The organism is Marivivens sp. JLT3646 (assembly GCF_001908835.1).
GTDB lineage: Bacteria > Pseudomonadota > Alphaproteobacteria > Rhodobacterales > Rhodobacteraceae > Marivivens > Marivivens geojensis.
Genome location: NZ_CP018572.1, coordinates 633,900 through 646,226, shown reverse-complemented (window position 1 = coordinate 646,226; position 12,327 = coordinate 633,900). Strand labels below are relative to the sequence as shown.

Here is a 12,327-nt window from a genome sequence, read left to right as displayed (position 1 = left end):
CCTCCGTTCACGGTCCAAGCAGCGCGTATAGGCAAATCCGATCAATCGGGCAAGGCCGCGAATGGCACTCTTTCGGGAAAAACGCACCGTTAACGATTTGTTTGGTTTTGATTGGCAACATGGGCCCAAAGGCAGGAAGAGGCCCATGATCGCGCAGAGTTTTGATAAGATCCGCTATCAAACCCGTTTTGCCATTCACGTGGCCACGCGGGACATCGCCAAACGCCTCGCCTCTGCGGCGATGATGTTGGTAATTTTGTGGTGGGTCGGTTACGGCACCGTGGCCCTGTCCATGTCTGGTATTCTGGTCGCCTATGAACTCGCGGCCCACTGGCTCGCCCAGAAATTGCCTGAAAGGGACGAGGATATCACCGCCACCTACGTGTTTACCGTCTGGCTCGTAAACTGTAGTTCCGTCCTCTTTTATCTCGCGCCCGCGTTCCTTTTGGCGGCAGAACCATCCTCCGCGATGCTCCTCGCGGGGTTCTTGTGGCTTTTTGGGGTCTTCGTCCACATCACCAACACCTTCGCCGCCCTCCCGTTTTATAACTGGAGCTTGATGGCCCCCTCTTTTGGCTCTGCCTTTGCTGTATTCTGGCTCGCTAGCGAAAACGCGTTCCTCCCGTCGAGCGAGGGGGAATGGATCATCACAACGGGCATGATGGTCGTCTATATTTTCAACACGTTCGAAACCCTTCACAAACAAAAGGACACACAGCGCGCCCTCAACGCCGCTCGCGAAGAGGCAAACGCCCGCCTGCGTGCCCTCGAACACTTGTCCCGACATGACCCACTCACGGGCCTTTTGAACCGTCGAGCGTTTGATGAAGAACTTGAACACCTCATTACCCAGCGCCGTTTGGGTAGCGAATTGGGCGTGTTCCTCATCGACCTCGACGGATTCAAGCCGATCAACGACACCTATAGCCACGAAGCGGGCGATCAGGTGCTTCAGGCCGTGGCGAGCCGCCTATCCAAACTGGTTGGCGACACGGGCATCGTGGCCCGTTTGGGCGGCGACGAATTTGCCATCGCGTTTCGTACGATCACATCTGAAAAGGCCGCGCTTCGACTGGCCGATTACATCGCCCGCGCCATCCAAGCGCCCGTAGAATGGCACGAAAAGGAACTGCATATCTCGGCCTCGGTCGGCATCGGCCTCACACGGCACGCGGGCACCACGGTCGAGGGTCTCTGCGGTGCAGCCGATCAGGCCATGTATCGCGCGAAAAACAGCTCTGGCATCTCAGCCGCGATCTATCGTGCCGATGATTTCGAACGCCGCCTGTCGCTTGAGGACCGCCGCGAAATCCTTGCCGCGATGCACAGCCGAGAGATCCGCCCCTATTACCAGCCCAAGGTCGACCTCGCCACGGGTCGCAGCATCGGGTTTGAGGCCCTCGCCCGCTGGATTCACCCGACCAAAGGCCCCTTACCCCCGAACCTCTTCATCCCGCAGATCAATGAACTTGGCCTGCACGGCGATTTTCTGTCGCATATGGCGGGCTGTGTGCTCCATGACATCGAACAGCTTTTGGCAGAAGGGCTCAACCCGGGTGAAGTGTCGATCAACGTCCCCGAGGTCGCCCTCGCCACGCAGTCGGGCCGCGCTGACCTCGACGACCTACTGAGCCGCCACCCGAACGCCCGTCGCCACATCACGCTCGAAATCACCGAGGACGTGTTCATCGCCCGCTCTGCCGACACCATTCAGGCCAGCATCGCCCATTTCCGATCCGAAGGACTGCGGGTGTCGCTCGACGATTTCGGCACAGGCTTTGCGTCGTTCCAACACCTGCGCCAACTCGAATTCGATGAACTCAAGATCGACATGAGTTTCGTCGCCGACCTTGGCCGCGATCCCACCGCCGAAGTGCTGATCCGTGGCTTTTTGGAAATCGCCGACGGCTTGGGTGTCTCTGTCATAGCGGAAGGGGTCGAAACCGAAGGTCAAGTCGATCACCTCCGCCGTCTGGGGTGCCGTCTGGGTCAGGGTTATCTCTTTGGCAAAGCGATGCCGATTGATGAAACCCGCATCCGCCTCTTTGCGGAATCCAGCCGCGACGTCAGCCCCGCTGAAGTTTCACCGCCTCTTGCCGAGCCAGCCGAATGAAGTGCGCAAGGTAGGGTCGCGTGTTCTCGGACTCGCGGGTCGCCGCAAACATCCGCCGCGTCATGCCAACCTTTCCGTCCTTACCCAGAGGCCGCGTGACGTAATCGGACGATTGCCGCACCTGACGCACCACCCAGTCCGGCAGCACCGACACACCACGGTTGGACGCCACGAGCATAAGGATCACCGCCGTCAATTCGACCTGCCGCACCGCAGCAGGTTCGACCCGCGCTGGCGACAACAGCATCTTAAAGATATCCAACCGCGACCGATCAACGGGATAGGTGATGAGCGTCTGCCCTTCAAAATCCTGCGCCTCGATCACCGCCTTTTGGGCCAGCGGATGGTGAGACGACGCAACAAAGACCGGATCATAATCAAACAGCGGGTTAAAATCGATTTCCGACTGATCCTCAGGGTCCGAGGACACAACCAAATCGACCTCTTCGCGGCGCAGCGCGCTCATCGCATCGAACGACAGGCTTGATCGGATATCGACATCCACATCTGGCCAAACTTTGCGGAACTGCTCCAACACAGGCAACAGCCACTCAAAGCACGCATGACATTCCAGCGCGATATGCAGCCGTCCCGCGCGCCCGTCTTGCAGGCCTTCGAATTCGACCTCCAGATCGGCAAGGATCGGCAAAATCTGTTCCGCCGCCGCCAAAAGCCGCAACCCCGATGCCGACAAACGCAGAGGTTTCGCCCGCCGCACAAAGAGTTCGACACCCGCTTGATCTTCGATCCCTTTGATTTGATGGCTCAGGGCCGATTGCGTGATGTTCAACAAATCCGCCGCACGGGCCAACCCGCCGGTATCATGGATCGCTTTAATCGTACGCAAATGTCGGATCTCAATATGCATTATGAACAAATCTCATGATTGTCGTGAAAGTTATGAATTTGTCTCACATCATTTATTTTGCGACAAGGGGTCATCAACAAATAGGTGAATCATGTCGCGCCCCAATGTCTCTTTCGAATTCTTCCCGCCCAAATCGCTGGACCAATCGTTCCGCCTGTGGAACTGCGCGACAACCCTTGCACCGATGGACCCGACGTTCGTGTCTGTGACCTATGGTGCGGGCGGCACGACTCGCCAGCTCACCCACGAAGCCGTTGGTGCCATTCACAAAAACATCGGTTTGACCGTCGCAGCGCACCTGACGTGTGTTGAGGCAACCCGCGCAGAAACGCTCGAAATCGCGAACGCTTACGCTGAGGTCGGTGTGACCGAAATCGTTGCTCTACGTGGTGATGCCCCCAAAGGCGCAGAGAAATTCCGCCCTACCGCAGATGGCTTCCAGTCCTCCATCGAACTGATCGAAGCACTGGCTGACACGGGCAAATTCAAAATCCGCGTCGGTGCATATCCCGAAAAGCACCCAGAATCAGGCGACGCGGCCGCCGACATCGAATGGCTGAAACGCAAGATTGATGCAGGTGCCACCAGCGCCATCACGCAGTTCTTCTTTGAGGCAGAGACGTTCTTCCGCTTCCGTGATGCCTGCGAAAAAGCGGGCATCGACGCACCGATCATTCCGGGCATTTTGCCGATTGAAAACTGGAACGGCGCACGCAAGTTCGCGCAGCTCTGCGGCACGTCTATCCCGCAAATCGTGGCGGACGCCTTTGACAACGCGGCGAAATCTGGTTCGACCGACCTTTTGGCGACCGCTCTGGCAACCGAACTGTGCGACGACCTGATCCGTGGCGGAGTGAACGATCTGCACTTCTACACGTTGAACAAACCGGACCTGACCCGCGATGTTTGCCATGCTTTGGGTGTGACCCCTCAGGTCAAACTCGAAAAAGTGGCCTGATCCCATCCCTCAGGCTTCTAGCCCGCTCTGTTTCGGAGCGGGCTTTTTCGTGCCCAGCCCACGGTCCGCGACCGTTTCGTGCAACCGTTCCGACGGATCACGCCCGACCTTGCGACGGTGCCGCGACCAGAACAGTTTGCCCCATTGCGCCCATGTGCCGACCGATGGCGCGGTCACATCACAGGGAAACCGATCTCGCCATCCATCAGGCAAGGGCAACCCCTGCCCTTCGAGCCGATCCAGCAACCACACGAGCGGGATATTGGACAGGGGACGAACGTCCAGACGCCCGCCCAATTGCCCGCCGATATCGCCATGCGTGCCCTTGAACCAAACCTGTTCAATCTGCCCATTCCAACGGTTCTGCGGGGACCACATCTCTGGCGAAAACGCATCGCGGGTTTCATCCAAGGCCAGCGCGTGAAACGCTGAGCGAACGCAAGGTTCCAACCCGTCCGAATGGAAACTGTGCCGCTTTTCCTCAAACTTCCACAGGATCGGCAGCCGAAGACCCAGCGATTTCACCGTATCCCACACGCCAATCGCTGCCACATCGGCAGAGCGATCACAGTATAGCTCCTTGAACCTGCGGGCAAAGGGACTGCGCGCACCGTGGGTGTAATAGCGATAGGCCAGTTTGACATGCCGCTCGGTCGCATCGTGGTGTTTGACGATGCCGACCCGCTGGATCACCCCCGCAAGCGACCGCACGGCAAAAGCCCCTCGCGAATAGCCTATCAGGATAATCCGATCCCCTGGATGCCAGCGCGAACACAGAACGCCATAGGCCCGTTCGATCTGTCGATTAATCCCGCGCCCTGCAATAACGCCAAAAGTTTCCGTCCAATCACGCCACTGGATCCCCGCCTCGTAATAGACGGTCAAATTGGCCTTATGTCCTGCCTCGCGGAGCAGTTTGAACGTCAGACCCGCGTTGGTTTCAAACCCTTGGGCCAAGCTCGACATCGTTCCGTCAAGGATCACCACATGGGTCGCCTGTCCACGCTTGCGCCCACCGCCCTCTTCGCTGCGGGGACGACGGTTAAGGAGACCTAAAACCCAATCACGAATGGCCACTTTGTCCCCTTTGGTGAACAGGTTATGCCGCTACGCCTCAGCCTAACGCACAACCCAACGGTGTCCAGCCTAGTGATAGGGAGCGCACAAATCCTTTACCGTGATGGGATCAGAGAGGCCGTAGCCGTTGAACCGCGTGGTGACGCCCGTGACATAGGCGCCCATCGACCGAAACACGATCCAATCGCCCTCAGTCAGACCCTCGGGCAAAGCCAGAGGATCGCGCAATTGATCAAGGCTATCGCAGGTCGGCCCAAAGGCACGCACGCCCTGCCTTGCGGTATCACGCCAACCGCCATTGGCGCTCATCACGGCCAAGGCAGGCGCGGGCATCGACACCATTTCAGACAGGCCACCGTAAATTCCATCGGTAAGGTAAACGCTCTGCCCACGAATGGATTTCACCTGAACTGCGTAGGCGAAACTATCCGCCACGAGGCCCCGCCCCGGTTCGCAGATCAATGTCGGACGCACCGCAAAGGCCGACATCGCCTCGCGGATCGCGGCAAAGAACGGCTCGAGCGGTTTGGGCGAGCCATCGCGCGACGCAGGAAACCCACCACCGACGTTCAGGCGGTCCAACGTCGCGCCCGCCCGCTCTGCAATTTGTGCCGCCGCATGGATGTAGGACACATAGGCCGCTGGGTCCGTGCATTGCGTGCCAACGTGAAATGTCAGTGCCAAGGGCCGACCCGAGGTCGCAACGTGCCGCAACAGATCGACCGCGTCATCAACCTCTGCACCGAATTTGGCGCCAAAATCATAGGCCGCGCCTGCGACGGGCAGTTTGAACCGCACGGCGACTTCGGCCTTGGGCGACACACCCGCAGCGACCAGCTTTTCATATTCTGACAGCGCATCAACTGACCACGACACAACGCCCGCCGCGATGCCTGCAGCGATTTCCGCCTTGCTCCGCACGGGGTTATTGTAATGCATCGGTGCATTGGGGCAGATCCGACGGATCAGCGCGATTTCATCGGGCGAAGCCACATCGAACCCGTCCAAGCCCCCCGCGCAGAGACGCTGCAGCACGTCTTCGGTCGGGTTCGCCTTAACCGCATAGGTCACAAGTCCGGGGAACCCGCGCCGAAATTCGGCCAGCCGAGCATCCAGACGGTCGGGCGCAAAGAAGTGCACAGGCGCGGTGTCGGACCGTACCGAGAGCACATCCGCAATGGTTTGGGCCTCTACGGGCTGTTGATACATCTGTCTCTCCTGTTCGCTTTCCTTCAGTGTTCGCGAAAATTCGGACGATGTGTCGTGGCAGATTGAACAAAATGACTCTGCTTTTCGTCAAAATGACAGTATCATCGACGATATGACAGAACTGGACAGCACAGACCGCGCCGTGATCGCGGAACTCACCCGCAACGCCCGCCTACCCGTGGCAAAGATCGCGCAGACGCTCGGGCTGGCGCGGACGACCGTTCAGGCCCGCATTGATCGGCTCGAACGGACGGGGGTGATTGCGGGCTACAGCCTGCGTCTGTCGGATCAGGTGCAACGCAGCACCATTCGGGCGACCGTGCTCATCCATATTCGCCCTTCGGCACAAGCGGCTGTGCTGGTGCAGTTGAAACGGATGTCCTCGGTCGAGGTGGTGCATACCACATCCGGACGGTTCGACCTCTGTGCCCAATTGCGAACAGGATCGACGCTGGAACTCGATCAAACGCTCGACAAAATCGGAGAGATTGACGGCGTTCAGGCAATGGAGAGCCTTATCCACCTCTCAACCCGCATCAACCGCGCAGTTTAACGCCCTTCGCCCTTTCCCTTTCGGCCCCTTTTGGCTAATCCACAGGGCAAGACCAGAAGGGATCAAAAAGATGGCTATGGAAAAGACCTTTGACGCGGCCGAAGCCGAGGCCCGCATCTATAAAAAGTGGGAAGACGCAGGCGCATTTGCAGCCGGCGCGAATAAATCACGCGACGAAACCTTTACCATCATGATCCCGCCGCCGAACGTGACGGGCGCGCTGCACGTGGGCCACGCGTTCAACAACACGTTGCAGGATATTCTGATCCGCTGGCACCGTATGCGCGGCTTTGACACGCTCTGGCAGCCGGGTCAGGACCACGCGGGGATCGCAACCCAGCTTCAGGTCGAGAAAATGCTCGCCGCGACGGGTCAGCCTGGTCGTCGTGATCTGGGCCGCGAGGCGTTCCTCGACAAAGTTTGGGAATGGAAAGGCCAATACGGCAATACCATCATCAGCCAGTTGAAACGTCTGGGTTCGTCCTGCGACTGGTCGCGCAACGCCTTTACCATGTCAGGCGCACCGAACGCACCCGCAGGCGAAGAAGGCAACTTCCACGACGCCGTAATCAAAGTCTTTGTCGAAATGTACAACAAAGGCTTCATCTACCGCGGCAAGCGTCTGGTGAACTGGGACCCGCATTTTGAGACCGCGATTTCCGACCTCGAAGTTGAGAACATCGAAACCGACGGCCATATGTGGCACTTCAAATACCCGCTCGCGGGTGGTGCGACCTACACCTACGTCGAAAAGGACGAGGACGGGAATGTCACCTTTAGTGAGGAACGCGATTACATCTCTATCGCAACAACCCGCCCCGAAACCATGCTGGGTGACGGCGCGGTTGCGGTCCATCCCGATGACGAACGCTATGCCCCGATCGTGGGAAAACTCTGCGAAATTCCAGTTGGTCCTAAAGAACAGCGCCGTCTGATCCCGATCATCACCGACGAATACCCCGATATGGCCTTTGGCTCGGGTGCGGTGAAGATCACAGGCGCACACGACTTTAACGACCACGAGGTCGCAAAGCGTGGCAACATCCCGCAATACCGTTTGATGGACACCCGTGGCGCGATGCGTGCCGATGGTGCGCCCTATGCTGAGGAAGCCGCGAAAGCCGCCGAATACGCAGCGGGCAAGGACTTTACCGTTCAAGAGATCGACGCGATCAACCTCGTACCCGATGAATACCGGGGTCTGGACCGCTTTGAGGCACGCGAAAAGGTCGTTGCGGCGATCACCGCCGAGGGCCTCGCCGTGATGACCGTGGCCACCGACCCGCGTTTGGGCAAGGCCGCGTTAAAGCCAGATGCAGAAGGCGCAGATGCGCTGGTCCCGTTGGTCGAAGCAAAGCCGATCATGCAGCCGTTCGGTGATCGTTCGAAGGTCGTGATCGAACCGATGCTGACCGACCAATGGTTCGTTGAAACGTCGAAAATCGTCGGCCCTGCGCTGGATGCTGTCCGCAATGGCGACATCAAGATCATGCCAGAGTCGGGCGAAAAGACTTATTACCACTGGCTCGAAAACATCGAACCGTGGTGTATCTCGCGCCAACTGTGGTGGGGCCACCAGATCCCTGTGTGGTATGACGCCGAAGGCAATGCCTACTGCGCCCCAACCGAGGCTGAGGCCGTTGCGCAATCGGGTGGCAAATCGCTCACCCGTGACCCTGACGTTCTGGATACGTGGTTCTCGTCGGGTCTGTGGCCGATCGGCACGCTGGGCTGGCCGAACTGGGACGAGAGCACCTCGAAATACTTCTCGACCGATGTGTTGGTGACGGGTCAGGACATCCTGTTCTTCTGGGTTGCCCGCATGATCATGATGCAGCTCGCTGTTGTTGATGAAATTCCGTTCCACACCGTCTACCTGCACCAGCTCGTCCGCGACGAGAAGGGCAAGAAGATGTCGAAGACCACGGGCAACGTGATCGACCCGCTGGTGATCATTGACGAATACGGCGCAGACGCGCTGCGGTTCACCAATGCGTCGATGGCAGCGATTGGCGGCGTTCTGAAACTGTCAGAGGACCGCATCAAAGGTTACCGCAACTTTGGCACCAAACTGTGGAACGCGTCGCGTTTCGCAGAGATGAACGGTGCGGTGCATGGCGCAACCGAAATCCCGACCGCCACAGCAACCGTGAACAAATGGATCATCGGTGAAACTGCTCGCGTCCGCGAAGAGGTCGATGCCGCAATCGAGGCTTATCGCTTTAACGATGCAGCCAACGCGCTCTACGGCTTTGTCTGGGGCAAGGTCTGCGACTGGTATGTCGAATTCTCGAAACCGCTGATCATGGATGGCGACGCCGAGGTAAAGGCCGAGACGCAAAAGGTCATGGGCTGGGTCATCGACCAGTGTCTGATCCTCCTGCACCCCTTCATGCCCTTCATCACCGAAGAGCTCTGGGGCACACTGGCGGACAACCGCACGAAAATGCTCGTCCATGCCGACTGGCCGTCCTACACCGCAGCCGATCTGGTGGACGATGCAGCAGACGCCGAACTCAACTGGGCGATCTCGTTGATCGAAGGAATCCGTTCGGCCCGTGCACAGATGAACGTGCCTGTGGGTCTTTACGTGCCTGTCGTTATGCAAGAGGCCGACGCAGGCGCAAAGGCGGCACTGGCGAACAACCAGACGCTCATCACCCGTCTGGCCCGCATCGGCGACATCACCGAATCTGCAGAAGCCCCCAAAGGGTCGATCACCATCACCACCAAGGGCGCGACCTTTGCGCTGCCTCTGGCGGACATCATCGACGTGGCCGCTGAAAAAGCCCGCGTCGAAAAGGTCTTGGGCAAGTTGCAAAAGGAACTCGGGGGGCTGCGTGGCCGCCTGAACAACCCGAAATTTGCAGAAAGCGCCCCAGAAGAGGTGATCGAGGAAACCCGCGCCAACCTCGCCCTGCGCGAAGAAGAAGAGGCCCAGTTGAAGGCCGCTCTGGCACGTTTGGCCGAAATCGGCTGATCGGTTTGATCAATAGAACAGAAAGGGGCGGTCTACTGGGCCGCCCTTTTTCTATACCGACGCCGAAAGGACGCCGCGACAAACGGTCTGCCCTCGCATAACCCCGTGGACGCGGTGCGAAAATTCACCCTAAACTCTGCCAAACGCCGCCAGTTCGCGGCCCCGATCACAAAGAGGTCGGGCATGTAGGGGAGAGAGTTATGACCGCCATTCCGTCCATTTATGACGCGGGCCTAGACCGCAATGCCGCCAACCACGCAGCGCTGACCCCGCTGTCGTTCATTGCCCGCACCGTATCGGTGTATCCCGATTATCTGGCCGTCGTGCATGGGGACCGTCGTATGACATGGCGCGAAACCTATGCTCGCATGTGCCGCATCGGTTCGGCCTTGAACAAGCGCGGGATTGGCAAGGGCGATACCGTCTCGATCATCGCGGCCAACACGCCAGAGATGTTCGAATCCCACTTTGCCGTGCCGATGTCGGGCGCCGTTCTGAACACGATCAACACGCGGCTTGAGGCGGAAACCATCGGCTTTATCCTGTCGCACGCGGAAACCAAGGTCGTGATGGTCGACCCAGAATTCGCAGAGGTCGTCGACCGCGCGATCAAGATCAGCGGCCGCGATATGCTGGTGATCGACCTTGAAGACGCGATGTATGACGGACCCGTTCATAAAATCGGCAGCATGACCTACGACGACCTTCTTGCCGAAGGTGACGAGGATTTCGATTGGCAGATGCCAGCTGACGAATGGGACGCGATTTCGCTGAACTACACCTCGGGCACGACAGGCAATCCCAAGGGCGTAGTCTATCACCACCGCGGCGCCGCACTGAACGCGATGGGCAATATCCTGACTTGGGGCATGCCGAACCATTCGCGCTACCTCTGGACGTTGCCGATGTTCCATTGCAACGGCTGGTGTTTCCCTTGGACCATCGCCGCGATGGCGGGCGTTTGCGTTTGTCTGCGGGCTGTACGGGTCGAACCGATCTTCCAATTGATCCGCGATGAGAAGGTCACCCACTTCTGTGGCGCGCCGATCGTTCTGAACATGCTGGCGAGCGCACCGGACGAGTTGAAGGACTTTACCCACGAGGTCAAAGTCATGACCGCAGCCGCACCGCCCCCCGCTTCTGTCATCGCCAAAATGGAAGCGATGGGCGTCAAGGTCACGCACGCCTACGGTCTGACCGAATGTTACGGCCCCTCGGTGTCCTGCGCGTGGAAAGACGAATGGAACACCGAGACCCCCGACGATCAGGCTAAACTAAAATCGCGTCAGGGCGTGCGGTATCACGTTTTGGATGGGTTGATGGTGGCCGATGCCGAAACGATGGAGCCGACCCCGCAGGACGGCAAAACCATCGGTGAGATTTTCATGCGCGGCAATATCGTCATGAAGGGCTACCTCAAGAACCCGACCGCCACCGCCGAAGCCTTCCGTGGCGGCTGGTTCGCGACAGGCGATTTGGCCGTGATGCACCCCGATGGCTACCTAGAGATCAAGGACCGCTCTAAGGACATCATCATTTCGGGCGGCGAGAATATCTCTTCGATCGAAATCGAGGATGTCCTCTACCGTCACCCCGCGGTGTCCGAGGCCGCTGTGGTTGCAAAACCAGACGAAAAATGGGGCGAAACGCCCTGTGCCTTTGTCGATCTACGGGCAGGTGCAACGGTCACCGCCGAAGAGCTGATCGCGTTCTGCCGCGAAAACATGGCGCACTTTAAGGCGCCAAAAACGCTCATCTTTGGGCCGCTGCCAAAGACCTCAACAGGTAAGGTGCAGAAATACGTGCTCCGTAACCGCGCCGCCCAAGAGGGTTAAGCGCGTGTGACCTTGGCCTCGCCGGCGGTCATTTCGCCGTCGGCGCGGTCGAACCGAAGGTAGGCGATCCCTTTGCCACCCGACACGGTGTGCAACACGCCCGCCTCTTTGTCGCCCGCCATGATCGGCGTTCCAGCCTCTGCCACACCATCGACCAGCACCCGCACAAGGCCCTTTTTCAACTCGGTCTTATGCTTCATCCGTGCGGTGACCTCTTGGCCTACGTAGCAGCCTTTTTTGAAATCGACGCCGTTCAGACGATCAAAGCCCTGTTCAAGGATGTAGCTATCAGGGCCAAGCTCCACGCCCGTCTCAGGGACTAGACGCTCAATACGCAGCGCAGCCCAATCGGTGCCATCGTCGCCCCCTTCAGCACCATAGAGCCGCCAGCCCAGCGCCGCGTCTCGCGGATCGGTCAAGGCACCCTCTGGCGCATCGCCCGTGCCGCGTTTGACCTGCAGGTCGGTCGCTGTGATCTGCACATCTGCCCGCAGGCGATACATCGTCAGCCGCTGCACCAGCCCCGCCGCGAGGGGCGTCGCCACGTCGATCAGGATACGGTCCGCCTGCCCAATCATGAAGAAATCCGCCAGATATTTCCCCTGCGGCGTGAGCAGCGCCGCATAAGCAATCCCATCGGTCGGGGTGCGGAGGTCATTTGTCGTCAGCCCGTGGAGGAATTTCACGCGGTCGCTGCCAGTCACGGCCAGAATGGTTCTGTCGGTCATCGGTTT

General features: G+C 59.0%; 9 protein-coding genes. 5 read left to right on the top strand and 4 right to left on the bottom strand.

Annotated elements, in window-relative coordinates; genetic code table 11:
- Positions 1-145 precede the first annotated feature (145 nt).
- Positions 146-2,113, top strand: a complete 1,968-nt coding sequence (locus BSK21_RS03285; protein ID WP_197498167.1) for a bifunctional diguanylate cyclase/phosphodiesterase — start codon at positions 146-148, stop codon at positions 2,111-2,113.
- Here the strand turns inward: BSK21_RS03285 and BSK21_RS03280 are convergent.
- The gene (locus BSK21_RS03280; protein WP_067549768.1) at positions 2,067-2,981 is read right to left on the bottom strand and encodes a LysR family transcriptional regulator; all 915 of its coding nucleotides are present in this window, start codon (positions 2,979-2,981) and stop codon (positions 2,067-2,069) included. The two genes, BSK21_RS03285 and BSK21_RS03280, sit on opposite strands and share 47 nt — an antisense overlap.
- A gap of 91 nt (positions 2,982-3,072) precedes the next feature.
- Here BSK21_RS03280 and metF point away from each other — a divergent pair, with 91 nt between their 5' ends.
- Positions 3,073-3,939: a methylenetetrahydrofolate reductase [NAD(P)H] gene (gene metF / locus BSK21_RS03275; protein ID WP_067549769.1), complete on the top strand. Its 867-nt coding sequence runs from the start codon at positions 3,073-3,075 to the stop codon at positions 3,937-3,939.
- 9 nt (positions 3,940-3,948) lie between these two features.
- On the opposite strand, the gene BSK21_RS03270 is transcribed toward metF, so the two are convergent.
- A complete protein-coding gene (locus BSK21_RS03270; protein ID WP_067549771.1) occupies positions 3,949-5,016 on the bottom strand; it encodes a DUF2235 domain-containing protein in 1,068 nt (355 codons plus the stop codon).
- A 69-nt stretch (positions 5,017-5,085) separates the two neighbouring features.
- Entirely contained in the window at positions 5,086-6,225 is a 1,140-nt protein-coding gene (locus tag BSK21_RS03265; RefSeq protein WP_067549773.1) for an ornithine decarboxylase, read from the bottom strand.
- 112 nt (positions 6,226-6,337) lie between these two features.
- Between BSK21_RS03265 and BSK21_RS03260 the strand changes: the two genes are divergently transcribed.
- The 3 genes from BSK21_RS03260 (at position 6,338) to BSK21_RS03250 (ending at position 11,593) form a co-directional block, all read left to right on the top strand.
- Complete coding sequence (locus BSK21_RS03260) at positions 6,338-6,778, top strand: Lrp/AsnC family transcriptional regulator (protein WP_067550516.1); 441 nt, start codon at positions 6,338-6,340, stop codon at positions 6,776-6,778.
- 70 nt (positions 6,779-6,848) lie between these two features.
- A complete protein-coding gene (locus tag BSK21_RS03255; RefSeq protein WP_067549778.1) occupies positions 6,849-9,758 on the top strand; it encodes a valine--tRNA ligase in 2,910 nt (969 codons plus the stop codon).
- A 200-nt stretch (positions 9,759-9,958) separates the two neighbouring features.
- Positions 9,959-11,593, top strand: coding sequence for an acyl-CoA synthetase (locus BSK21_RS03250; protein ID WP_067549780.1), 1,635 nt, complete (start codon positions 9,959-9,961; stop codon positions 11,591-11,593).
- Here the strand turns inward: BSK21_RS03250 and BSK21_RS03245 are convergent.
- Positions 11,590-12,321 carry a folate-binding protein YgfZ gene (locus tag BSK21_RS03245; RefSeq protein WP_067549782.1) on the bottom strand — a complete coding sequence of 244 codons (732 nt, stop codon included), beginning with the start codon at positions 12,319-12,321 and terminating at the stop codon, positions 11,590-11,592. The genes BSK21_RS03250 and BSK21_RS03245 overlap by 4 nt on opposite strands.
- Between the last annotated feature and the right edge of the window lie 6 nt (positions 12,322-12,327).

What these genes read in the sequence shown, in the direction of transcription:
- BSK21_RS03285 (WP_197498167.1), top strand. Translation starts at nt 146, where the DNA reads ATGATCGCGCAGAGTTTTGATAAGATCCGCTATCAAACCCGTTTTGCC.
- BSK21_RS03280 (WP_067549768.1), bottom strand. Translation starts at nt 2,981, where the DNA reads ATGCATATTGAGATCCGACATTTGCGTACGATTAAAGCGATCCATGAT.
- metF (WP_067549769.1), top strand. Translation starts at nt 3,073, where the DNA reads ATGTCGCGCCCCAATGTCTCTTTCGAATTCTTCCCGCCCAAATCGCTG.
- BSK21_RS03265 (WP_067549773.1), bottom strand. Translation starts at nt 6,225, where the DNA reads ATGTATCAACAGCCCGTAGAGGCCCAAACCATTGCGGATGTGCTCTCG.
- BSK21_RS03260 (WP_067550516.1), top strand. Translation starts at nt 6,338, where the DNA reads ATGACAGAACTGGACAGCACAGACCGCGCCGTGATCGCGGAACTCACC.
- BSK21_RS03255 (WP_067549778.1), top strand. Translation starts at nt 6,849, where the DNA reads ATGGCTATGGAAAAGACCTTTGACGCGGCCGAAGCCGAGGCCCGCATC.
- BSK21_RS03250 (WP_067549780.1), top strand. Translation starts at nt 9,959, where the DNA reads ATGACCGCCATTCCGTCCATTTATGACGCGGGCCTAGACCGCAATGCC.
- BSK21_RS03245 (WP_067549782.1), bottom strand. Translation starts at nt 12,321, where the DNA reads ATGACCGACAGAACCATTCTGGCCGTGACTGGCAGCGACCGCGTGAAA.